The sequence below is a fragment of the Kribbella sp. NPDC051586 genome (assembly GCF_044453965.1).
In the GTDB taxonomy this organism is placed as follows: domain Bacteria; phylum Actinomycetota; class Actinomycetes; order Propionibacteriales; family Kribbellaceae; genus Kribbella.
The window spans coordinates 953,052-974,946 of record NZ_JBITDF010000003.1 but is presented as its reverse complement, the minus strand read 5'-3'; the positions used below and the strand labels follow the sequence as shown (position 1 = coordinate 974,946).

Sequence of the window (21,895 nt, the reverse complement as noted above, 5' to 3'; positions counted from 1 at the left end):
GCAACTCGACCCTGAACGTTTGGTGAGTCCTATCAGCCGGATCGCGAGACCTATGTCTTGAAGTACGAACTGCGGGGTGCACCGATACAGCTCGGCGCCGATGTCTCAAGCCGCGAACCCGATCTACTCCTAACCGCCGCCAATAATGCCGACCCATTGGCGTTGACATCTCAACTTCCTGCGCAGGATTCGTTCGTGTCCGAATCGCTCGTAAGGTCGAGGGACGGTCCAAATCTCGGCCTTGAGAGCGATTCGAACAGGGGCGAACCGTTCGTACGGTCGGATGATGATCGAGATCTCGTTGAACGGGCAGGCGCTGCGTCGGGTTCGCTTCGCCTACTCACCTCTCGGTGAGGTCGGCAGGAGCATCCAATTGTTGCTCGGCACATCAATATCTCCGGTCCACCGGCGTTGGGCCGAAGCGGCACGGGCGAGGCTGCCTCGGCTGGATCTCGCCGTTCTGCAGGCGGTAGCCCCGCCGAGCTGCTTCATCCCGGACTTCCTCTTCGCCGGCGCAGTCGCCCGGGGGACGACCCTCGAACAGCAACTGAGCCGGATGACGTCCATGCCGGACTCGTACCTCCGCGACCAGATCACCGAAGCCTGGTCCGGCCGCCCGCCCGCGCTTGTCGAAGAACTCGTTTCCGGGCACGCATCCGGGCGCGACCGCCTCGCCGAAGCCCTCCACACGTATTGGGAAGCGTGCATCGCGCCGTACTGGAGCGACATGAAAGGAATCCTCGACGAGGATCTCGCCTATCGCGCGTCGGTGATCACCCAGCACGGGTTCGAGGCCATGTTGACCGGGCTGCACTCCGGAATCAGCTTCGACGGAGACCTCCTCAGGATCGAGAAACGCTCACATCCAGGTCAGTACGAGATTGTGGATTCGACTGACGACGGCGTGCTCCTGGTGCCTTCCGTCTTCGCCTGGCCCAGCCTGATCGTCGCCCAGGATCCGATGGGTGTTCCGAGCCTGAACTACGGTGCCCGGGGCGTAGGCCGACTATGGGGCACAGGCTCCCTCGGCGCAGCGGAGGATGCAGTCCAAGCGCTGATCGGACGGAACCGAGCCCGGATCCTGGTGCAGGTTCGCAGGCCGCGCAGCACCACCGAACTGGCTCGCGCCCTCGGGCAGAGCCCTGGCCTGGTCAGCAATCACCTGTCCGTGCTTCGCCGCTCCGGGATGGTGACCTCGTGGCGATCGGGACGTGAGGTCCTCTACCTGCGGTCACAACTCGGCACCGACCTCCTGGGGGCATCCGAGGCCGATGACCGGGCCTCGGCCACTGGATCCACGACGTGAACCAGCGGTACGGGAGCACGTCCGGCTCGGCCGGCCCGGATCAGGAGGTGACGGGATCGCCGTGCTCGTCGCGGAACAGGCTGAGCGGGACCGGGCCATGGATCTGGCCGGCTGCCTTGTAGAGAAAGGTTTCATCGTCGGCTGAAGACGTCGAGGAGGGCCGAGCCGCGGGTGGTGCGGTGGATCGTGATCATGCGGCCCTGGCGGATGCGTGCGATCAGGCCGGCACCTTCCAGGATGTTGCAGTGGTGCGTGAGTGTGCTCGGTGCGCAGTTCACCTCGGCAGCGAGCAAGCTCATGGTCGTCTGCTGGTGAAGCTTCCGCAGCACGTCGGCGCGGGTGTGACCGACCACTGCGGCCAGCGGGTCTTCGAACGGCCGTAGGAAGCGCGCCGAACCCGTCCAGCCGGCCAGCGCGTCCGGTAGTGGGTAGCCGATCACGACCGCGATGGGGTCGGCGATCTCGACGACCATCGAGCCCGGTGCCGAGATCATCGGCGCGAGGACGATCTGGCGGCCGTTCACGGGGACACGGACGCGACCGTCAAGCAGGAATGCTCCGTCGGCGTATCCGATGCGTGGCGACAGTGTGTTGAACAGCGTGTCGGTGGCGCCGTACGTGACGAGCTTCTCCTGGCGCCGGAGTTCGCGGTCGACGGCCGGGCGCGATCCGTTCCAGGCACCGCGGCCGAGACCGTTCCAGACATCCGACAGCACATCGCCGAGTGCCCGGGACCAGCGCGCCGGCCGGTCAGCAGCTGTACGCCAAGCTGCGGGGACCCGGCCCTGGTAGATCTCGATCAGATTCCCTCGCAGCAGGTCGTTGTGGTTCGAACGCAGCGCATCAACCTGCCTCTCGATGGACAGATCCCCGGTCGGCGTCAACGGCGCCACCGCCGACGGAATCTGCCGTCGGTGCCCTGGCGGCGACACCATCGGCTGCAGTGCTGCACGCCCCGACGGTGTCTGCATCAACGAGAGCATCCGCAACCGCAGCGGTTTCGGGATGTCACCGCTGTCCCCCAGCAACGTCTCCAACATCACCGACAGCATCGAGAGATCCGGTACCAGAACACCACGCGCCTCGCTGATCATGTTGTCTCCCGCGAGATATGACGCCCGTCGCTCTGCAATCATGTCTGCGCACCCACCCACCGTCATCCATTTCACGAGCGACGAATGGTGCGACCCACGCACCGATCGGACGGACCGCCGAAGCGGCCCAATGCCGCCTACCGCGCCACTGGATGGGCCCATGCCGACGATGGCAACTCGCCTAGTCGTGATCCGCGATCTTCGTCCGCGTACGCCGAGGATCGGGCGTTCGTGAGCTGATCCATCATGTCGGCCGGGAGCTCGAGCTCGACGGCGGGCGCCGCGGCGACGGCAACCAGTGGTCGGGTGACGGCCGAATTCATTCGTCTCATCTGCTGGGGACCTTTTGGAGGTCTCTGGCTGGGCGTTGCAGTGGGAGGAGAGCGGCCAGCAGGAGCGCGCCGCCGAGGGGCATCAAAGTGAGGTTGACGATGATCGCCGCGAAGCCCAGCACCAGAGCTGCAGGTGCCCAGATCGGCAGCCGGTGCAGGCGCACGAGCAGGATGGTGAGGGTCAGGAAGCCGATCAGGAAGAGCATCGGACCGACGGAGTAGACCGCGTCGTAGATACCCAGGTTGCCCGGCCAGCGATCGTAGCGGTCGCCGACTCTGGACATGCTCGCGTGGTCGCTGGAGTCGAAACCGACGAGCAGATCGATCACGATCACGCGGACAAAGGCCAGTACGCCGATCAGACCGACCACCATTGCGATCGTTGCGATCGCGCGAGAGCGGGTGACCATCCGCCGGAGCGCGACGAGCACCAGGGCGAACAGCAGGAACCCTGCGAGAAAGAGCAGATGACCGATCGTCCAGGCGAGCCCTGGACCGTATTCGCCGTCTGTGCCGTCCATCCAGCGAACGATGCCGTAGGCAATGAAGAGCAGAGGCGCTGCGACAAACAACTTGTACATCACATCAGACTGACGTCTCGAGCCACCCGGGACATCGCCTGCACGAGTGAGAATCGGCAGCCGGCTGGGTCGCAGGAGTGACTCGGCTGTCGCCTGTCAGGCCGTGGCGGCGTCCAGTTCGGCCATCAGGCGAGCCTTGCCGGAGCGGCGGAGCCAGGCGCGGAAGTCCATCACCGCTGGGTGGGCCTTACGCAGCGGGGCGAGGTCACTGTCGTAGTAGCTGGCGTTGGCCCAGGTGAAGACCTTCCCGACCTCGGGATCGTGCTCCCACAGCAACTCGATCGGGGTCTGGGTGTGCGGCACAGCCTGTCCGGCCGCTGCGCTGAGCTCTTCGGCGATCTCAGGCGCGGTGAGCTGGTCACCGGTGATGTCGATCGCCCTGCCCAGGTACACATCCGGGTCCGCGAAGGCCAGTGCGGCGAACGCACCCGTGTCATCGATCGCGATCAACTGCATGACCAGGTCGTCGCGCCAGGGGACGTTCAGCGATCCGTTCTGGAAGAACCGCGCGGGACTGGTGAAGTCCTCCATGAACCCGGCCGGACGCAGGATCGTTGCGGGGATTCCCAGCGCGCGGATGTGCTCCTCGATCTGCCATTTCTCGATCTGCCCCCAGCCCCGCTCCCGGTAGAAGCGGTTCTGGTTCTCAGCGCCGCCGACGGAGGAGTACACCAGGTGCCGCACGCCCGTGGCCTGCGCGGCATCCGCGACGTTGATGCCCTGGTTGAGCTCGTTGTCGTTCGCGGACTGCACGCTGTAGAGCCCGTACGCACCGCGTGCGGCTTCCTCGATGGAGGCAGGGTCATCCAGGTTGCCGCGGACGAGTTCCGCGCCCGCGGCCGCGAGTGCGACAGCCGCCGGCGCCGTGTCGTCCCGAACGAAAGCGCGTACATGCCAACCGGCGGCGAGCAGATGGCGGGCGGTGGCGCCGCCCTGGTTGCCGGTCGCACCGGTCACCAGGATCGTCTTGCCAGGGCGGGTGGTGGAGGTGTTCACGTCTGACTCCTGTCATGAGAACTACGGCTGTCACACTGGACGATATGACGATCTTTGATAATTCGTCAATTGCATCTTGAGTTGACGGTATCTCACATCTGGTCATACATTCGACCCGTGAGCATCAAGGCCGTACGTCTTCACGAGCCGCAGCAGCGCGCCGATCGGGCCGCGCGCATCCTGGACGTGGCTGCCGAGCTGCTGAGCCGGCACGGCTACCGACGGGTGACCATGGACGATGTGGCTGACGAGGCAGGCATCGGCAAGGGCACCGTTTACCTGCATTGGAAGACGCGCGAGCAGTTGTTCGGTGCGGTCTTCGCGCGGGAGATGCTCCGCGGGATCGATGAGCTGCGGCAGGCACTCGAGCGGGAGCCTTCGACCTGCCTGCTGCACAACTTCGCCCGGGTCTACTTCCTGGCGATCGTGGACCGGCCGCTGTTGCGCGGTTTGCTGCTCGGCGATCTCCACCTGCTGGGCAAGTTGACCGGCTCACCGGCCACGGACCGCGACGCGCGGCACGCGGCGATGGCGCATGACTACCTGGTACTGCTCGCCGAGCACGGCCTGCTCCGGACCGACCTGAGTGTCGACGAGATCGGCTATGCCTATCAAGCGACCTTCGAGGGCTTCCTGCGCGCCGAGAGCTCCACAGCGACGGACAGCTCGAAGCACGCCGACCTGCTCGCACGGACCGTCGAGCATGCCTTCGGCAACGAGGCCGCCGCCGATGTCCAGCTCGACGACCTCGCCGCTGCCACCGCCACTCTGCTCAGCGGCCTGATCGACGCCGATCTCGCCGCATCCGGTCTCCCCGGCATCTGAGCCGGCCGGACCGATCCCATCGTGCACTCACTCGTGCGGCGGATCGACCGTACGGATGTCCGTCGTGGGAGCGAGGTCGGGCAGCAGATGGTGAGTAAGACTGAATCGGTGCGCATCCTCGAGCGGCTCGGGATCCCAGGGCCCCGAACGGTGGACCGGGTGATGGACGTCGCCGTCGTGGTCGCCGTGGCGATCGCGTCCAGCCCCCCGTTCGTCGACGCCCGGCCCGGCGAGATCACCTGGCTCGGCGTCGTCTTCACGCTGGGCACCGTGATTCCGTTGCTGTGGCGACGGCGCTTTCCCTTCGTCGTGATGGTCATCGTTGCCACCGCCGCGACCCTGGTGTCCGCTCACGACCACCCAGGTCAATCCCTGCAGTACGGCGGACTGGTGGCGATCTACACGCTCGCGAGTCTTGGCCATCGGCGCTGGCAGCGAAGAGGGCTGCTCGTGCTGATCCTTGTCACGTTCCCTCCGGCGTCGCTGCTGCTCAAGCACAACGACCTCGCCGAGTTCATGTTCACGTGCCTGCTCCCGGTGGCTGCCTTCATGGCCGGCTCACTCGAACGCAGCCACCGCGAGTACGCCGCGGTCCTCCGCGAGCGCACCGCGCGGCTCGAGCAGGAACGCCGTACCGAGGCCGCTCGCGCCGCCGCCGAGGAACGGGCCCGTGTGGCCCGCGACATGCACGACATACTCGCCCACGCGGTGACTTTGATGATCGTCCAGGCGGAGGCCGGTCCGGTCGTCGTCCGCACCGATCCGGATCGGGCCGAGCAGACCTTCGACGCGATCGCCGACGCGGGCCGGGACGCCATGGTGCAGCTGCGGCGGCTGCTCGGCGTACTCAAGCCGGGCGAGAGCCGTGCTCCGCAGCCCACCCTCGCCGACCTGCCGGAACTGGTCCGCAGCGTGCAGTTCGCGGAGACCGGAGTACGGCGCCCGGTGTCGCGCGACACCGAGGTGGCGATCTACCGGATCGTCCAGGAGGCGCTGACGAACAGCAGAAAACACGCACAAGCCACCCGGATCGGTGTCGGAATGCACTGGTCGACAGACCAGGTCGTCCTGACGATCACCGACAACGGAGTCGGAGGAAAACCGGCCCCTGGTGGGCACGGCCTGGTCGGGATCCGCGAGCGGGCCGGCGCCTGCGGAGGCACAGCGACCGCCGGGCCACAGCTCGGCGGCGGGTTCGAGGTACGAGCCGAAATCCCTTGTTCGGAGCAGGTTTCATGATCCGCGTGGTGCTGGCCGACGACCAGGAACTGGTGCGCAACGGCTTCGCGATGATCCTCGACGCACAATCGGATATCGAGGTGGTCGGTGAGGCGTCCGACGGGGCGGAGGCGGTCTCGATGGTCCGCGAACTCGCGCCGGATGTCGCGCTGCTCGACGTCAGGATGCCCCGGGTCGACGGTCTGGCGGCGGCTCGGACGATCTGCGCGGGTATGGCGACCAAGGTGGTCATGCTCACCACCTTCGACTCCGACGAGTACGTGTACGAGGCGTTGTACGCCGGGGTCAGCGGCTTCCTGCTCAAGGATGTACGCCGCGACGACCTCGTCCACGCTGTCCGGGTTGTCGTCGCGGGTGAGTCACTGCTCGCGCCCAGGGTTACTCGCCGGCTGATCGCCGACCTGACCTCCAAGCGCCCGCGCAGGGCGCCGGCCGCGCCGCTCGACATCCTGACCGCCCGTGAGCGCGAAACACTGGTCCTGCTCGGTCGCGGCCTGTCGAACGCGGAGATCGCCACTGCGATGTCCGTGACCGAGCACACCGTCAAGACCCATGTGAGCAGCATCCTGGCCAAGCTCGATCTCCGCGACCGGGTCCAGGCGGTCATCGCGGCGTACGAGGCAGGTCTCATCACTCCCGCGAACTGATCGACCTGCTGAAACGGACTCGGCTGCCTCAGGCGTTGCCGGTGAGGTCGTCGGAGCGGCCGGCCGCGATGCGGGACCACTGGGCGATGGGGCGGCCGTTCGCGCGGAATCCGCCGTCGAAGCGGGTACGGGGGTCGGCGGGCTCCTTGACTCCCCAACCCCGCGGCCAGCCGGCGGGCGAGTCCTCCCACGGTTCCTGCCGGCCCCAGACGGTCAAGTCGATGAGGCGGTAGTTGATATCCATCGCCTCGACACCGCGGCCGGTCGTCCAGTAGGTCTCGAACACGCGGTCGCCGTCGCGGAGATAGCAGACGATGTGCATCGAACCGATCGCGCGGCCGACCAGCAAGGTCTCGAGCGACGCCTGCGCCGAGTACCACGGCATGGTCCAGCCCATGAAGTCTCGGTAGCGGCGGCTCTCGTCGTACGGTCCCTGGCACAGCACCGCATAGGTGATGTCGCGCGACTCCAGGTACGACATTTCCGCCGTCTGGGTGTTGTTCCAGGTGCACCCCTCGCACTGCTCGTCCGCGGGCCGGCCGGGGTACCACATCATGTAGTAAGCGAGGAGTTGCCGACGTCCCTGGAAGGCCGCGAGCAGGGTCGTCGGGCCGGACTCTCCGATCAGCTCGGTGTTCGCGTCCACCTCGACCATCGGCAGCCGTCGCCGGGCCGCCGCGATCGCGTCGCCCTCGCGGGTGTGAGCCTTCTCGCGCACCCGCAGTTCATCCAGTTCGGCATGGAACGCATCCCGGTCCGCGACCGGCGGCAGACTCTCCGCCTCCGTCGCCCCGGCCACCACACCGGACAGCTTGCTCGCGTCGTCGACCACGTTCGTCCTCCTTGATGTCTACTTCCACATGTTCTGTTCAGGTTGGTCGGGGGCGATCGACCACTAGCCCGCCGGGAGTACTGCCTGCTGCCTGATCAATTGCAGCAGCGCGCGGAAGATGGACAGGGCGACTGCGGCACGGAGTACCGGTGACCAGCTCATGGAGCCAGAGTGAGGGCAGCGCCGAGGCCCGGCGAGCTTTTCGAAATTGCTCGAAGATCGGGAACATCACGATCGCCACCAGGATCACGAAGACGGCGGCGAGGCTGTCCAGGGCCGAGTCGTTGCTGCGGGCATCGCCGCTGCTCGGTGAGGCTCCGCGCGACTGATGCCTCGCTCGCTGGGCGGCGGCGGCAGGCTTGTCGCGTGCCAACTGTTCGCAGTCGCGTCCCGGGTTCACCGCTGCTCGGGTCCCCCACCGGGCCCGGAGCAGGGCCTGGCTGTTAGTGGTGGCCAGTGATCTTCAGGTAGTAGGCGCGTGCGTCCTGGGTTCGACCTGCGCCCAGCACTCGAAGTGCCTCCGCCAGTTCGGGATAGCGGTCCTCGAGCAGTTCGGAGGCTCCTTCGAGGTCGCCGGCAGAGGCGATGTCGCGGAGCAGTGCTTGGATGGCTACGACTGGATCGTCTGCGGGCACCGGCGTAGCGGACGTCTCTTTGACCCGGTCCACGGTGAGGGTCGATCGCTGGGCGCCACGAATCTCGTCGAGCCGGCGAAGTTGCTCGGCCGGCGGGTGTGTGTCCCAGGCGGGATCGTTCACCGTCGCCTCCAGCTGGAGCAGGCGCGTCAGCACAGTCGGGTTGCTGATCTTGGCACGCTGGCCGGACATCAGCTGCGACAGCATCGGCGCGGACAGGCCGAGAATGCCGGCCAGCTGGGCCTGGGAGAGCCCCAGGCGGCCGAGAAGGCGCCGGAATCGATCACCCAGCGGTTCGCCGTACCACTCCAGCTGCAGCTTGAGGTTGCGCGCGTACGAATCGGTCACCATCAGCTCCGGATTGCCATTTGCAAATTGCAGATGCAAACGCTAGGTTTCTGCATGTCCACCCTTCAAGCCCTCTGGAGACGCCATGATACGACGCTTCGCCACCGTGGCCGCGCTGCCCGTTCTGACCGTCACGTTCGCGTTCGGAAATGTCACATCGGCCCACGCCGAGGGCGAGTTGTCGCCGGTGATGGTGGTGCTGGACTCGTCCGGCTCCATGACCGCCAGGGATGTCGGTGGCAGCGGCACCCGGATGGACGCCGCCAAGCGAGCCGTCGGATCGATGATCGACGGTTTGCCCGCCCAAGCCCCGGTCGGGCTGGCGATCTACGGCGCGGGGACCGGGTCGAGCGGGTCGGAGAAGGCTGCAGGCTGCCATGACGTCCAAGTCGTCCAGCCGGTGAAGGCAGTCGACAAACCCGCGATCAAGCGGGCCGTGAATGCGGCGAAGGCGAGCGGCTACACGCCGATCGGCCAGTCACTGCGAATCGCGGCCGCCCAGCTTCCGAAAGAGGGCCAGCGCTCGATCGTCCTGGTGTCGGACGGCGAAGACACCTGTGCGCCGCCGCAACCGTGTGAGGTGGCGAAGGAGCTCCACCGCCAAGGGATCGACCTGCACGTGCATGCGATCGGCTTCCGAGTCGACGCGAAGGCCCGGGCCCAACTCGCCTGCATCGCGCAGAGCACCGGTGGGACCTATCACGACGCCGCTGACGCCGACGCGCTGCTCGGCGTGCTGGGTCGCGTGACCGATCGCGCGCTCCGGCACTACGAACCGACCGGCCAGCCGATCACCGGCACCGCGGATCCGTTCACGGCGCCGACGATGGCGCCAGGACAGTACCTGGACACCCTGAGCCCGGTCGAGGAGCGCTTCTACGCGGCCGATCTGAAGGCGGGCGACACGGCGTACTTCGCCGCGACGGCGGTTTTCCCGCGCGGCAACCCTCGGGATATCGAGGTCCTGGACATCAAGATCACCGGCCCGGGCGGGGCGGATTGCTATCGGTCCGAGCGTGAGCTGCACACCCGGGCCAAGGAGGACGGCGGTGCACTGACCACGGTGCTCAGCTGGAACGGGACGGTTCCCGGGTCGGCGAAGCCCAAGGGCTGCAGCGTCCCCGGCAAGTACGTCTTCAGAGTTACCCGCGACTCCAAGGACGGCACCGACCGCGTGCCGCTGGAGCTGCAGTTGCGGATCGAGCCGCCGGTGACCGGCAGTTTCGGTGAACCGGCGCAGACCGGCCTCGTCGACTTCGCGCAGCAGCCGGCCGGCGCTGTCCAGCCGGTGCGCGGCGGCGGCTCGTTCAACGAAGCCACCACCCTGACGGGGAGCGGCCGCTTCGGCGAGACCATCTACAACGGCGAAGAGCTGTACTACCGCGTGAAGCTCGACTGGGGGCAGGGTCTCGCCTACCGGGTTACCTTCTCCGCTGTTCCGGATGCCGGGACGACCAACATTCGTACCGGCCTGTTCAGTCCGGTCCGCTCGGAGATCAAGTTCGACACCACGGCCTACACCGGTACGACGAACATCTTGCCGTCGGGCGGAAAGGCGATCGCCACCCCGCGTACGGCGTACCTGAATCGCAACGCCACCGACGCGGTGGTGCGGGAGTCCAGCATCGACGGCTGGTACTACATCGTGGTCAAGCTGGGCGCCCCGTTCGCCCACCAGGCGGGCGGCGTACCGGTCACGATCGACGTGGCAGTGGCGGGCGACAAGGTCGCCGGACCGGCGTACGGCACATCGACCAGTGGAACCGCGAGCACCCCGACCCCTAGCACCGAGACGCCGTCAGCCAGCCCTTCCACGTCGCCCGGGTCAGGTACCACGGCCGGCCAAGGCTCGGGGGGCGACACCAAGCCGGCCGCCGACAAGACAGCCGCGTCGTTGCCCTGGATCATCCTTGGCGCCGTGCTCGTTCTGATCGTCGCGATCGTCGTCGCGGTGCTGATTCTTCGCCGCCGTAAGTCTCCTATGCCTCCGGCGCCGCCGACGTATCCGAACGGGCCGGATCAAAGCTGGTCTAACCGACCTTGATCCAGCGGTAGGACGACCCCTGCTGGCGGCACACGACCCGAGTGCCGTCAGCGGTCGTCTCGAGATTGCCGGCCTCCTGCCAACCGCACGTCCCGCCGACCTTCGCCTCAGCGTTGCGCGCTGGGGTGACAGGACTGGCGTTGATCGTCGCCGGAGCTGTCGGCTGACTCGGCGGTGGCGAGTCGTTGCCTGTCGGTTGCCCATCGAGAGTCAGTACCGCGACCACAGCCGCCATCGCGAGGACTGCCACGGCGGATGCGGCCAGTACGACGGTGCGCCGCCTCCGCGAGCCCAACTGGCTGCCGAACCAGCGACCCTGCTCGGATGGCTGGTGCAGCATGGTCGGCCGGGGTGGGTCGGCAAGGTCTGCGTACTGTGCGGGAAGTGGAGGCAAGTGGTCGAAGACCTCGATCAGGTCCCCGTCGGGCGTCAAGGCTGGAAGTTCCAACGGTTGCGCCATAAGAGGTGCCAGTGCGGCCAGCGCGGCCTCGGCCGAGTGGACCCGGTCGGCCGCCGCGGGCTGCATCAGGCTCTCAACGACCCCCCAGACGACGCTGTCGCCGGCCGCGTCCGGAGGCCGGCTCGGCGGTGGGCCGGTGAGCGGCGGATCTTCCCCGGTCAGGAGCTGCCATCCCGTCACGCCCGCCGCGTACAGGTCCTGGCTGATGGACGGGGGGTCGCCGGCAAGCGCTTCGGGCGCGACATACCCCGGCGTACCGACCACCGCTCCGTCCTGAGTGAGGCGGGGCTCTCCCAGCCACAGGGCAATGCCGAAGTCACTGAGCCGGAGTACCGGAGGTCCGGTGCCGGTGGTCTCGAGCAGCAGGTTCGCCGGCTTCACATCCCGATGGAGCAGACCGGCCGCGTGGACCTGGTCGAGAGCGCCCAGCAGTTGCGCCAACAGTTCGGCGGCATAACGCTCCGGAAGCGCACCGAAGTCAGCGACCAGGCTGTTCACCGAACCACCGCCGACCAGATCCATGGCCAGCAGAGCTTGATCGTCCTCGGCCACCCAACTGTAAGGACTCAGAACGTGCGGGTCGTCCAGCCGCAGCCCTTGCTCGCGAACGAATCGGAGCAGTGCCCCTGCATGACGCTGCCGGAGCACCTTCGCAGCGCAGAGCCGCTGCAAGCGGCGATCCCAGGCGCGCCAGACCGTGCTGTTGCCACCTGAACCAACCGGGTCGATGAGCTCATACCGCCCGGCAAACACGTCAGCCATCACGACCCTCCTCCCGCCGGTCCGAAGCACCTGACGATAGAGCAGGCACAGCCCCCAGCCGCCATCACGGCGCCTTCGGCATTGCGAGCGCACCACGGCGGCGGTCAGCTGACCCGGTCATCACGGAAGCCTCAAACCGGTTTACCTCCAGGACGTTCCGGAAATGCTGCCCTTCTGCGAGAGCATCGTGGCGAGGCATACCAATGATCAGGTACGGCCGGTCGGTCGACGCCAGTTCGAGGTGGGTACAGGGGCTCTGTAGCTCGTCCTCTGAGCAGCAGGCCGAGCGATGTAGGAGGAGATGGGATGGACGCACACCCGCCCAGTCGTTCCGTGATCGGCGCCGCGGGTGACCTGTCGCGGCGGTCGTTCCTCAAGAGCAGCCTGCAGGTCGCCACCGGGCTGTCGCTGGCCGGAACTGCGGCCGGCTGCAGCACCCTGTCCGCCGGCGTCGCAGGTACCGACGTTGCACCGGGGACGGTGACCTACTGGAATCTGTTCGGTGGCGGAGATGGCGTGCGGATGCAGACGATGGAGGATGCCTACCGCGCCGGTCCAGGCTCTCCGAAGCTGGAAGCAGCCACCTTCACGTGGGGCAACCCCTACTACACGAAGTTGTCGCTGGCCACGATCGGCGGCGTTCCGCCGGATGTGGCGATTTCGCACCTCACCCGGTCCGGAAACCTGGCCCGCGCGGGCCTGGTCAGCGAGATCACCGACGACATGCTCGGTCTGGTCGGACTGCGCGCCGACGACTTCAACAAGAAGGCGTGGCTGGCACAGCAAGTGAACGGGCGTAACTACGCCATCCCGTTGGACACGCATCCTTTCGTGCTCTACTACAACGTTGATGTCTGTCGGAAGGCGGGCCTTCTCGACTCCGACGGCAAGCTCAAGCCGATCGCCGGCACCCAGCAGTGGGAGGCAGCCCTCTCAGCGGCCAAGGAAGTCACCGGTGCCTACGGAGCGTCCGTCGCCACGATCGCAGATCAGGCGACGAGTTGGCGCTGGTTCCAGACGCTCTACCAGCAGCACAAAGATGCCGCCCCGTGGCTCAGCGACGAGGGCCGGAAACTGACCTACGATCGCCGGCTCACGCTCGACACGCTGACCTATATCCAGTCGCTGACAAAGCGCGGGCTGATGCCGGCGAACACCGACTACGCCGGATCGCAGACGCTGATGTTCACCGGTAAGGCCGGCTTCTATCTGCAGGGCGAGTGGGAGATCACGACAGCGCAGAGCATCAAGGGGCTGAACTTCGGCATGGTCCCGGTACCGACGCTGTTCGACCAACCGGCCCAGCAGGGCGACTCCCACACGTTCGTCCTACCGGCCAGAACCAGAACCGACGCGCAGCTTCGCCGGGCGATGAGCTTCGTGAAGTTCATGCTGACGGAGAGCCTGACCTGGGCGAAGGGCGGTCACATCCCGGCCTATGGTCCGGTGCGTGACAGCCAGCCTTACAAGTCTCTGCAACCGCAGTCCAACTACGCGGCCGCTGCCGACACCGTCGTCTACGACGACCCTGCCTGGTACTCCGGGTCGGGGTCGACGTTCGAGAACATCGTCGGTGCCCAGATCGGTCTCGTGCAGCAGGGTCTCGCCTCGCCCCAGGCAGCACTGGACGGTGCTCGATCGCAACTGCTGACCTACGCGAACACTCCGAGTCCGCTATGACCGGGTCGTTCTTCGGCAAGACAAGAGGATCCAAATGACGGCTCAAACGGTGGTCCGACCGGAAGCCACCCGCGCGCGGGACAGTCGAGGTCCCCAGCGGTCGGCCCGGGCCGCGTGGCTCTTCCTCGCCCCCTTCGTCCTGTTCTATCTCGCGTTCCTTGTCTGGCCCGTGATCTACATGGTGATCACGAGCCTCTTCGACACCAGCTTGGTCAAGAAGGGCTTCGGGAACTTCGCCGGCTTCGCCAACTACCGCGAGATGCTCTCCAAGCCGGAGTTCTGGTCGGCGCTGTGGCACACGATCCAGTTCACCCTGTACACCGTGCCCCCGCTGGTCGTGCTCGCGTTCATCTTCGCCGTGCTGGCCAACCGGATCAGCGGGCGGTCCGAATGGATCTTCCGGCTGGCCTTCTTCGTTCCATTCATCTTGCCCTCAGCAACCATCGCCTTGATCTGGTCGTTCATTTACACGCCGGCGACCGGGCTGTGGAACTCGGTCCAGATCTGGTTCGGCGACAAGGTCCCGGCACCGGTTCTCGGGACGCCGAATCTGGCCATGATCGGCATTGCCGTCACCACTGTGTGGTGGACGATCGGGTTCAACTTCATCTTGTATCTCGCCGGACTTCAGGACATTCCACGAGAGCTGTACGAGGCGGCCGCGGTCGACGGCGCCAGCCAGTGGCAGCAGATCAAGTCCATCACGATTCCGCTGCTTCGCCGTACGACGACCCTCGTCCTCCTTCTCCAGATCATCGCGAGTCTCAAGATCTTCGATCAGGTGTACTTGATGACGGCGGGCGGTCCCGGCATCTCCACTCAGGTCGTCCTGGGACTGGTCACGACGACCGCATTCACCGACTACCGGGTCGGGGCCGCCTCAGCGGCGTCGGTGCTGCTGTTCATCGTCATCCTGGTGATCACCCTGGTGCGTCCCCTGGTCGAACGTCGCGAACAGCGAAAGGAGCGGTGAATGTCCAGCGAAGCCGCGGCTGTGAAGCGGCGCTCTGACAACGGCGTATCGGCAGCAGCCCCGGCAGCCAGGCGCGCCGGCGGATCTCGGGCATCGGGTCGTAGCTTCACGGTGGTGTCGTGGGTGGTGCTGGTCGTCTTCGCGATTCTGTGGCTGCTGCCGAGTCTGTGGGCGATCAAAACGTCGTTCACCTCGAACGCGACGTCGGCGATCGGCGCCGGACCGATCCTTCACGACTGGAATCTCACCACCGAGTCGTACCGAGCCTTGTTCAGCGCAGGCAACATCTGGGACTGGTACCTGGCCAGCGCTGTGACGTCCGTCGTGACGGTGGCGCTCACCATAGTCTTCGCGTCGATGGCTGCGTTCGCTCTCTCCCGGCTGAAGTTCCGCGGCCGGCGCCTGGTGTTCCTGCTGATGATCGCCGGCATCATGATTCCGCCACAGGTCCTGATCGTGCCGATCTTCCGCGAACTCAACGTCGTCGGGCTGCTGAACACCTACTGGGCGGTCGTCCTGCCGCAGGTGCCGGCTGTCATCGCGGTGTTTGTCTTCAAGCAGTTCTTCGACGGCCTGCCCCACGAATTCGAAGAGTCGGCGCAGATCGACGGCGCGGGATTCTGGCGGATCTACTGGTCCATCATTATGCCGATGTCGAAGCCAGTGATCGGCGCAATGTCGATCGTCACCTTCGTGGGAGTCTGGAACAACTTGATCCTGCCGCTGTTCGTCCTGTCGAACCCCAAGCTGATGACGATTCCGGTCGGGCTCGCCACCGTGCAAGGATCGTTCGGTCAGCGGCTGTCCGACATTCAGGCCTCGTCCATCCTCGGAGCACTACCTCTGGTCATCTTGTTCCTCATTTTCCAACGGCGCATTGTCGAGGGCGTCGCCGGCAGTGGTCTCAAAGGTTGACGACAGTATCGTCAACCAGGAAAGGGTCCGACACGGGTGCAGGAGCTAGGCGTCGGAGACGGGCCGGTAGGTGAGGGAGGCTAGGCCGTCGCCGACGGTGCGGACGCTGACGAGGTGCAGGGGCGTTGCGCCGGTGGTCTCGCCGAAGAGGCGCTCGCCGGCTCCGACGACGACGGGGTAGGTCATCAGTCGCAGCTCGTCGACCAAGTCGTGCTCCCAGAGCGTGCGTACGAGACGACCGCTGCCGTAGATGACGATGTCCCCGTCCATCTCTTGCCTCAGTTTGGAAACCTCGTCGATCACGTCACCCTTCAGGACCGTCGTGTTACCCCAGTCAGGACCTTCGAGACCTGAGGACGAGACAACGTACTTGGGCAGACTGCGCAGCCGGTCGGCCCACTCACCGGTACGGGACGATGCCCACCCCCGCGCGACGAACCACGCGTAGCTGCGGCGTCCCATCAGCAGCGCCTCGGCTCCCAGAGCCTCATCGAGCTCGACCTTGGCCCACGCCGCAAGGTTCTGCTCCCCGATCTGTGCGAACCAGTTGCCGCGCCCCAGGTTGTCCTCACCGGTCGGATCCTGGATGACTCCGTCGAGTGAGATGTTCTCGCTGACGATAATGCTTCCCATCGCGGTGCTCCTTCTGTCTGCGTTTGTCGGTTACGACTGATCTAGACGTCGCGACGATCGCAAAGGGGGCGCTGCCCAACCGCCCCCTTCTGCCGCCGGCCGACGTCCATACGGTGGAAGCGACAAACACAGTGCAGCGGAGAGAGGCGGCGAAGTGGAGTCGATCAGAGCCGATCTGATCAGCCGGGCGCGGGCCGGAGACGGCGAGGCGTTCCGGGCGCTGACCGAACCGCATCGCCGCGAACTCCAGGTGCACTGCTACCGGATGCTCGGATCGTTCCAGGATGCCGAGGACGCGCTTCAGGACACCTTGCTGTCGGCATGGCGGGGTCTCGGAGGGTACGACGGTCGCGCCTCGATCCGCACCTGGCTCTACCGCATCGCCACCAACAGGTGCCTCAGCACGCTGCGCTCGGCCGGTCGGCGCCCGGCCAAGGCATGGGACATCCCCGGCGTAGAGCCGCCCGAACCCAGCCGCCTGGGCGAAGTCGTCTGGCTCGAGCCGTTCCCCGATGCGCTCCTCGAAGATGCGATCCACGTGCCACTCGGTCCCGAGGCCCGCTACGAGCAGACCGAGTCGATCTCGCTCGCCTTCGTCACCGCTCTGCAACTCCTGCCGCCTCGCCAGCTTGCCGTCCTCATCCTTCGAGACGTCCTCGGGTTCCACGCGAACGAGGTCGCCGAGATGCTCGACACGACCGTTGATTCGGTCAAGAGCGCCCTCAAGCGGGCACGCGCCGGCCTGGAGCACCGCCGGTTCACAGCCGCGGGCCAGGAGCCGCCTCCGGCCGCGGGCTCACCCGTCGAGAACGCAATCGTGGCGCATTTCGTTCAGGCCTGGGAGACGGCTGACGTGGACGCACTGGTGGCCCTTCTGACCGACGACGTCTTCGTCTCGATGCCACCGCTGCCCTTCGAATACGAGGGCCGAGACCTCGTGGCTCGCTTCTGCGCCACGCTGTTCGGAGCCGGCCGCAGCTTCGACCTCGTGCCGACGCGAGCCAACGGTCAGCCGGCCTTCGGCGCCTATCTGCGCGACCCGAGCGGCGTCCGCCACGGAACCGGCCTCTACGTGCTCACCCTTACCGGCAACCGGATCAGCGCCATGATCCGCTTCGAAAACACCACCCTCCCGTGCTTCGGCCTCCCCCGCTCACTCCCGAGCCGTTAGCTTGGGCAGGGTCAGGTGGGTTGTGATCTGGTATCGGTCGCCGCGGTAGGCCGCGCGGGTGAATTCGAACCTGCGGCCGTTCTGGTCGCGGGTGGTTCGCTCCACGATCAGGATCGGGGCTTCCAAGGCGACGCCGAGCAGGGCGGACTCGGTGGCGTCGGCCGCTGCTGCCGCGTGGGTCTGTTCGGCGTCGGTCGGGATCACGCCGTAGTGCTCTTCGAGCAACGCGTAGAACGAGTTCTGCTCGATCGCCCGTACGTCGAACTCGGCGACGATCTCCTGCAGTACGTGGATGGTTTCCAGACAGATCGGGTCGTCGTTGACGAAGCGTTGCCGGGCGATCCGCAGTACGGCGGTGTTCGGCGTCACCCGGAGTCTGCTGCCGACCAACGTGCCGGCTTGGATCGTGGCGTGGCTGAGCACCCTGCTCGTCCAGGTCCCGGGTGCCGTCGGGTACGTCGCTCCGTGGGTCCCGCTGATCTGTTGAGCGACCTTGGGGCTACCGACGAACATGCCGCGGCCGTGCTCGCGAACCAGCCGGCCGTCGCGCACCAGATCGTCGACCACTGCTCGCAGCGTGGGTCGGGAGATCTCGAGCTCGGCAGACAGTTGACGCTCGGACGGGATCGGCTGGCCGACCGCTCGTGACTCGACCAGCCCAAGAAGGTGCTCGCGCGCCCGATCCCGCTTTCCCAGGCTGCCAGCCACGAGGACCCTCCTTGGTTCTGCCGGAAGGTTTCGTATGTTACGCCGCAGCAGTCGGGGCAGAGGCTCAGTGCTCCGGTGGCTGGTAGTTCTCGCAGCTCCCAGCGTTGCTCAAGGAGTCCTCGTAGGTGGTGTCGTGCTTGCGGTACTTGTCCACGCGGGCGTCTGCCTGTGCGGGCGAGACGGTGTCGTTCTTGGCGTAGTAGGCCCAGTCGACCTGCTCGCGGTACTCACTTGTCGACGTGCCCTGGTGCCCGTCCAGATCGATGAACCACAGGTTCCAGTTCATGCTCATGTCCTGGCGCGGCAGGACGGTGTTGCCGTCCTGGTCGACGGTGTGGTCGGCGGTGAGCTTGCCGTCGATGTAGTACCTCGCATGGCCGTTGCCGACCTGCGTGACATAGGTGTGCCAGCCGTCGAGCGACCGGTCCTGCCGGCTCTCCGCGGTTCGTGCGTCCCACGGGTCCTCCCGGAAGGTGTGCCAACTCGTCTGGAAGTTGACAGGGCCGACCTCTCCCCAGCCTCCGTTCGGCAGGTACTCGGTGAAGTCGAGTTCGCTGTAGATCGGGTCGTAGTCGAACTTTGTCGGGCCGATGGCGAACGCGGTCTCGTTGATGTGGTCGCCGTCCGTACCGGTGGCCGGCTTGTCGGCGTACCGGACGCGGGTCGCGTAGGTCCCGTTCCGCAGATTCATGGTTGTCCGGCGGAGTTCGGCATTCGTCGTACCGGGGACCGTGCCGTCGGTCGTCGCCCGGAGCTGAGCAACCTTCTGGCCCCCGGTGGTGACGAAGGAGATGTTGCTTGCCGGCCAGGCAGTGCCCGGCACACCTGGCCCACCCATTTCGCTGCGCGCATTCCAGCCGTGGTCGGCGAGAGCAGGATCGGTGGCCGCCTTGTACTGGAAGTCGTCGAACAGTACGCCGCAGGCGCCTGACTTGCGGTCGGCCTGATCGGACGAGCCGACGGCGGCCGAGGCGCCGCTGACCACCGAGGCGATCGACGCGGCGGCGGCGAGGAAGAGGGTCGTTCGCTGACGTGACATGGCTCTTCGGTCTCCTTCACGGCAAGGATGGGCGGACGCCGATCAGGGTTGAGCATGAATCCCACCGGACTGAACTGCAAGAGTTCCGCCGAACTTTTCGAATGGACCCAACATAAGCACTATCAGTGCAGATTTGCTGCCAGCTCACTGGTAAATACCAACAATTGATATCCGCGCTGAGGATGCCCAGATGGTCTTTACCACTTCCGCAACTGACTGCTCGGCGGACTGTCCGCCCAGGATCGTGACCGGCACCGGAGAGAGACTGACGTATGACGATGCCCGAAACCACTGACGTGCAGCAGTTGCGGCTCAGGGACGATCCGTTCGCGGAGCAGGCCGATTGGCCGGCGCGGTGGATCCGGGCGGCAGAGAGTGGCGACGTCGCCGGCTTTCGGCTGCAGATCGACTGCACCGAAACGGCTGGCGTCCTACTCCACGTGTCCGCCGACGAGCGGTACGAGCTGTGGCTCGACGGCGACCTCGTCGGCCGCGGACCGTCGCGGAGCGAGCTCGGCCACTGGTCGTTCGAGAGCTACCGCCTGCAGTTGCCGGCCGGCGGGCACTGGCTTGCTGCCCGCGTGTGGAGCCTCGGGGACGACGCGCCCTTGGCGCAGCTGAGCCTTGGTGACGGCCCTATTTTCCTGCTCGCGGCCGAGGCTGTCTCCGGACCGGTGTTGGAGCTGGACACCGGTACGGCGGACTGGCACGCGGCCACACTGCCCGGGCACAGCCGGAGAGGGAAAGGCGATGGCTACGGCTGTGGAGCCAGGCACGTCTGTGACGGCCGTGCGTTTCCCTGGGGTTGGCAGACCGGCACGGACCGCCTCGACTGGCCGGCCGCCGCGGCCGGCGACCCCGGGCGTGGGCGCGACAGTGCTCGTCCGAGCGACGGGCCGCGGTTGCTCGTACCGGCTCGCTTGCCTGCCCCTGCGCAGCGATGGGCCGCGGGTGCGCGCGTCCGCCATGTCGCGGAGCATCCGGCAGGCGAGCCGACGCGTCACCGCGTCGTGGATCCGGCGGACCACCTGGACGACGAGGCCCGCGAGTGGCAATGGTTGCTCGACGGTACGGCGTTGGTGCTGCCGCCTGGAACCTGCCGACGGGTGCTGATCGACCTCGACCAGTACGTCTGCGCGTACCCCGTCCTCGACCTCGAAGGGGGACGCGATGCCGAAGTACGCCTGCATTGGCAGGAGTCGCTGTACGAGACGGAACCCGAAGCAGGTAAGGGACATCGCGACGTTGTCGCGGGCAAGCTGTTCGGTCGCCCGGGGCTCGAGGCAGATGGCATCGGCGACCTCTTCATCGCCGGCGGCGGTAGCGAGCAGCACAGGACCCTGTGGTGGCAGTCCGGCCGCTATGTAGAGGTCCTCGTTACTACCGCGGCCGAACCGCTGACGATCACCGGGCTGCGGTTCCATGAGACCCACTATCCGTACGAAGACCACAGCGGCTTCACAGCCAGCGACCCGCGGCTTGCGCAGGTCGGCGTACTCGCGTTCCGGACGCTGCAGGCATGCAGTCACGAGACGACCATGGACTGCCCCTACTACGAGCAGCTTCAGTACGCCGGTGACACCCGGCTGCAGTGCCTCGTCGCATACACAACCACCGGCGACGACGCACTCGCCCGGCAGGCTTTGCGTGCTTTCGGACGCAGCCAGGACGACAGCGGACTGGTCATGTCCCGGACGCCGTCCCGGCACTCCTCCCCCATCCCGCCGTTCACGCTGTGGTGGGTGGCGATGGTGCACGACTTCGCACTGTGGCGCGGCGATCTGGCCTTCGTCACCGAGCTGATGCCGGGAGTCCGCGCAGCCCTCGACGCGCACCGCCGTACCGTCGACGACCGCGGGATCTTCCACGCCTTGCACGGCTGGAACTTCACCGACTGGGTGCCCGGCTGGGACGCCGGCACCCCGCCCGGGATCATCCAGGACGGCGAACAACACCCTGACTGGCCCGGCCCGGGGCGCGGCGTGACCGCGGTACTGCAGCTGCAGCTGGCTCTGGTCGCTCGGCAGGTCGCCGACCTCGAGTCCTGGGTGGGCGAGCCTGACGCCGCCGCCGAATGCGCACAGCTGGCCGACCACCTCGTCGAAGCCGCCGACGGGGCCTTCTACGACGCCGACCGGAGGCTGTACGCCGACGACCTCGGGCACACCGGCTTCAGTGAGCATGCGCAGTCGCTGGCGCTACTCGCAGGAGCGCGGTACGGCGAGACGGCGGTCCGGCAGATGCTCCAGGAGCCACCCGAAGCGCTGGCACGGACCACCGTGTACTTCGACCACTACCTGTTCGAGGCACTGCACCTGATCGGGCGGACCGACGTGCTACTCGACCGGCTCGGACTCTGGCTCGATCTGCTGGACCGTGGCCTGCGTACCGTGATCGAGCACCCCGAACCGACCCGCAGCGACTGTCACGCCTGGGGTGCGCATCCCCTGTACCACTATGTGGCGACACTCCTCGGTGTCCGGCCCACAGCGCCCGGAATGACAGCGGTCACGGTCGCTCCTCAGCTCGGCGGTCTCGAGTGGGCCCAGGCGTCAGTGCCGACACCGCATGGCCCGCTGACGATCCGGGCCGAGGCCGGCGAACCAGCCGAGGTCACAGGGCCGGCCGAGATCGCGGTAACGATCGCACCGACCCGCTGATCACCCGGGTGAGCT

Annotated in this window: 21 protein-coding genes; 11 read left to right on the top strand and 10 right to left on the bottom strand. The window is 66.6% G+C overall.

What is annotated here, in order from left to right:
- The first annotated feature begins 286 nt into the window (after positions 1 to 286).
- Positions 287 to 1,306: a DUF5937 family protein gene (locus ACIA58_RS23310; RefSeq protein ID WP_396405858.1), complete on the top strand. Its 1,020-nt coding sequence runs from the start codon at positions 287 to 289 to the stop codon at positions 1,304 to 1,306.
- A gap of 131 nt (positions 1,307 to 1,437) precedes the next feature.
- Here the strand turns inward: ACIA58_RS23310 and ACIA58_RS23305 are convergent, their stop codons facing one another.
- The 4 genes from ACIA58_RS23305 to ACIA58_RS23290 form a co-directional block, all read right to left on the bottom strand.
- Positions 1,438 to 2,400, bottom strand: coding sequence for an ArsR/SmtB family transcription factor (locus ACIA58_RS23305; RefSeq protein ID WP_396405857.1), 963 nt, complete (start codon positions 2,398 to 2,400; stop codon positions 1,438 to 1,440).
- 137 nt (positions 2,401 to 2,537) lie between these two features.
- Positions 2,538 to 2,732 carry a hypothetical protein gene (locus ACIA58_RS23300; RefSeq protein ID WP_396405856.1) on the bottom strand — a complete coding sequence of 65 codons (195 nt, stop codon included), beginning with the start codon at positions 2,730 to 2,732 and terminating at the stop codon, positions 2,538 to 2,540.
- Positions 2,729 to 3,313: a hypothetical protein gene (locus tag ACIA58_RS23295; RefSeq protein ID WP_396405855.1), complete on the bottom strand. Its 585-nt coding sequence runs from the start codon at positions 3,311 to 3,313 to the stop codon at positions 2,729 to 2,731. Before ACIA58_RS23295 ends, ACIA58_RS23300 begins: the two co-directional genes overlap by 4 nt.
- Positions 3,314 to 3,409: 96 nt before the next feature.
- The gene (locus tag ACIA58_RS23290) at positions 3,410 to 4,309 is read right to left on the bottom strand and encodes an NmrA/HSCARG family protein (RefSeq protein ID WP_396405854.1); all 900 of its coding nucleotides are present in this window, start codon (positions 4,307 to 4,309) and stop codon (positions 3,410 to 3,412) included.
- A gap of 117 nt (positions 4,310 to 4,426) precedes the next feature.
- Here ACIA58_RS23290 and ACIA58_RS23285 point away from each other — a divergent pair, with 117 nt between their 5' ends.
- From ACIA58_RS23285 to ACIA58_RS23275, 3 genes are all read left to right on the top strand, one after another.
- A complete protein-coding gene (locus ACIA58_RS23285; RefSeq protein ID WP_396405853.1) occupies positions 4,427 to 5,134 on the top strand; it encodes a TetR/AcrR family transcriptional regulator in 708 nt (235 codons plus the stop codon).
- A gap of 90 nt (positions 5,135 to 5,224) precedes the next feature.
- Positions 5,225 to 6,373 carry a sensor histidine kinase gene (locus tag ACIA58_RS23280; RefSeq protein WP_396405852.1) on the top strand — a complete coding sequence of 383 codons (1,149 nt, stop codon included), beginning with the start codon at positions 5,225 to 5,227 and terminating at the stop codon, positions 6,371 to 6,373.
- Complete coding sequence (locus tag ACIA58_RS23275; RefSeq protein ID WP_396405851.1) at positions 6,370 to 7,020, top strand: response regulator; 651 nt, start codon at positions 6,370 to 6,372, stop codon at positions 7,018 to 7,020. The genes ACIA58_RS23280 and ACIA58_RS23275 overlap by 4 nt, the downstream gene beginning before the upstream one ends.
- A gap of 28 nt (positions 7,021 to 7,048) precedes the next feature.
- On the opposite strand, the gene ACIA58_RS23270 is transcribed toward ACIA58_RS23275, so the two are convergent.
- Positions 7,049 to 7,852: a DUF899 family protein gene (locus tag ACIA58_RS23270; protein WP_396405850.1), complete on the bottom strand. Its 804-nt coding sequence runs from the start codon at positions 7,850 to 7,852 to the stop codon at positions 7,049 to 7,051.
- Positions 7,853 to 8,001: 149 nt separating this feature from the next.
- On the opposite strand from ACIA58_RS23270, the gene ACIA58_RS23265 reads away from it, so the two are divergent.
- Positions 8,002 to 8,181, top strand: coding sequence for a hypothetical protein (locus tag ACIA58_RS23265; protein WP_396405849.1), 180 nt, complete (start codon positions 8,002 to 8,004; stop codon positions 8,179 to 8,181).
- A 114-nt stretch (positions 8,182 to 8,295) separates the two neighbouring features.
- Here the strand turns inward: ACIA58_RS23265 and ACIA58_RS23260 are convergent, their stop codons facing one another.
- On the bottom strand, positions 8,296 to 8,835 hold the full coding sequence (locus ACIA58_RS23260) for a helix-turn-helix domain-containing protein (protein ID WP_396405848.1): 540 nt from the start codon (positions 8,833 to 8,835) through the stop codon (positions 8,296 to 8,298).
- A gap of 85 nt (positions 8,836 to 8,920) precedes the next feature.
- Between ACIA58_RS23260 and ACIA58_RS23255 the strand changes: the two genes are divergently transcribed.
- On the top strand, positions 8,921 to 10,879 hold the full coding sequence (locus tag ACIA58_RS23255; RefSeq protein ID WP_396405847.1) for a VWA domain-containing protein: 1,959 nt from the start codon (positions 8,921 to 8,923) through the stop codon (positions 10,877 to 10,879).
- Here the strand turns inward: ACIA58_RS23255 and ACIA58_RS23250 are convergent.
- The gene (locus tag ACIA58_RS23250; RefSeq protein ID WP_396405846.1) at positions 10,866 to 12,101 is read right to left on the bottom strand and encodes a serine/threonine-protein kinase; all 1,236 of its coding nucleotides are present in this window, start codon (positions 12,099 to 12,101) and stop codon (positions 10,866 to 10,868) included. The two genes, ACIA58_RS23255 and ACIA58_RS23250, sit on opposite strands and share 14 nt — an antisense overlap.
- A gap of 306 nt (positions 12,102 to 12,407) precedes the next feature.
- Here ACIA58_RS23250 and ACIA58_RS23245 point away from each other — a divergent pair, with 306 nt between their 5' ends.
- The 3 genes from ACIA58_RS23245 to ACIA58_RS23235 are packed head-to-tail and all read left to right on the top strand — an operon-like array spanning position 12,408 to position 15,669.
- Positions 12,408 to 13,781, top strand: coding sequence for an extracellular solute-binding protein (locus ACIA58_RS23245; protein WP_396405845.1), 1,374 nt, complete (start codon positions 12,408 to 12,410; stop codon positions 13,779 to 13,781).
- 34 nt (positions 13,782 to 13,815) lie between these two features.
- Positions 13,816 to 14,754 carry a carbohydrate ABC transporter permease gene (locus ACIA58_RS23240; RefSeq protein ID WP_396405844.1) on the top strand — a complete coding sequence of 313 codons (939 nt, stop codon included), beginning with the start codon at positions 13,816 to 13,818 and terminating at the stop codon, positions 14,752 to 14,754.
- A complete protein-coding gene (locus ACIA58_RS23235) occupies positions 14,755 to 15,669 on the top strand; it encodes a carbohydrate ABC transporter permease (RefSeq protein WP_396405843.1) in 915 nt (304 codons plus the stop codon).
- A gap of 45 nt (positions 15,670 to 15,714) precedes the next feature.
- Here the strand turns inward: ACIA58_RS23235 and ACIA58_RS23230 are convergent, their stop codons facing one another.
- On the bottom strand, positions 15,715 to 16,302 hold the full coding sequence (locus tag ACIA58_RS23230; protein ID WP_396405842.1) for a dihydrofolate reductase family protein: 588 nt from the start codon (positions 16,300 to 16,302) through the stop codon (positions 15,715 to 15,717).
- Positions 16,303 to 16,456: 154 nt separating this feature from the next.
- Here ACIA58_RS23230 and ACIA58_RS23225 point away from each other — a divergent pair, with 154 nt between their 5' ends.
- Entirely contained in the window at positions 16,457 to 17,473 is a 1,017-nt protein-coding gene (locus ACIA58_RS23225) for a sigma-70 family RNA polymerase sigma factor (protein WP_396405841.1), read from the top strand.
- Here the strand turns inward: ACIA58_RS23225 and ACIA58_RS23220 are convergent.
- Positions 17,456 to 18,181 (bottom strand): GntR family transcriptional regulator, encoded by a 726-nt coding sequence (locus ACIA58_RS23220; RefSeq protein ID WP_396405840.1) that lies wholly within the window; start codon positions 18,179 to 18,181, stop codon positions 17,456 to 17,458. The two genes, ACIA58_RS23225 and ACIA58_RS23220, sit on opposite strands and share 18 nt — an antisense overlap.
- Before the next feature lie 64 nt (positions 18,182 to 18,245).
- Positions 18,246 to 19,220: a glycoside hydrolase family 16 protein gene (locus ACIA58_RS23215; RefSeq protein WP_396405839.1), complete on the bottom strand. Its 975-nt coding sequence runs from the start codon at positions 19,218 to 19,220 to the stop codon at positions 18,246 to 18,248.
- 278 nt (positions 19,221 to 19,498) lie between these two features.
- On the opposite strand from ACIA58_RS23215, the gene ACIA58_RS23210 reads away from it, so the two are divergent.
- Positions 19,499 to 21,880: an alpha-L-rhamnosidase C-terminal domain-containing protein gene (locus ACIA58_RS23210; RefSeq protein ID WP_396405838.1), complete on the top strand. Its 2,382-nt coding sequence runs from the start codon at positions 19,499 to 19,501 to the stop codon at positions 21,878 to 21,880.
- Positions 21,881 to 21,895: the final 15 nt, after the last annotated feature.

Coding starts and splice junctions, on each gene's coding strand:
- ACIA58_RS23310 (WP_396405858.1), top strand. CDS start 287: ATGATCGAGATCTCGTTGAACGGGCAGGCGCTGCGTCGGGTTCGCTTC.
- ACIA58_RS23305 (WP_396405857.1), bottom strand. CDS start 2,400: ATGATCAGCGAGGCGCGTGGTGTTCTGGTACCGGATCTCTCGATGCTG.
- ACIA58_RS23300 (WP_396405856.1), bottom strand. CDS start 2,732: ATGAGACGAATGAATTCGGCCGTCACCCGACCACTGGTTGCCGTCGCC.
- ACIA58_RS23295 (WP_396405855.1), bottom strand. CDS start 3,313: ATGTACAAGTTGTTTGTCGCAGCGCCTCTGCTCTTCATTGCCTACGGC.
- ACIA58_RS23275 (WP_396405851.1), top strand. CDS start 6,370: ATGATCCGCGTGGTGCTGGCCGACGACCAGGAACTGGTGCGCAACGGC.
- ACIA58_RS23255 (WP_396405847.1), top strand. CDS start 8,921: ATGATACGACGCTTCGCCACCGTGGCCGCGCTGCCCGTTCTGACCGTC.
- ACIA58_RS23250 (WP_396405846.1), bottom strand. CDS start 12,101: ATGGCTGACGTGTTTGCCGGGCGGTATGAGCTCATCGACCCGGTTGGT.
- ACIA58_RS23245 (WP_396405845.1), top strand. CDS start 12,408: ATGGACGCACACCCGCCCAGTCGTTCCGTGATCGGCGCCGCGGGTGAC.
- ACIA58_RS23240 (WP_396405844.1), top strand. CDS start 13,816: ATGACGGCTCAAACGGTGGTCCGACCGGAAGCCACCCGCGCGCGGGAC.
- ACIA58_RS23235 (WP_396405843.1), top strand. CDS start 14,755: ATGTCCAGCGAAGCCGCGGCTGTGAAGCGGCGCTCTGACAACGGCGTA.
- ACIA58_RS23230 (WP_396405842.1), bottom strand. CDS start 16,302: ATGGGAAGCATTATCGTCAGCGAGAACATCTCACTCGACGGAGTCATC.
- ACIA58_RS23215 (WP_396405839.1), bottom strand. CDS start 19,220: ATGTCACGTCAGCGAACGACCCTCTTCCTCGCCGCCGCCGCGTCGATC.
- ACIA58_RS23210 (WP_396405838.1), top strand. CDS start 19,499: ATGCCCGAAACCACTGACGTGCAGCAGTTGCGGCTCAGGGACGATCCG.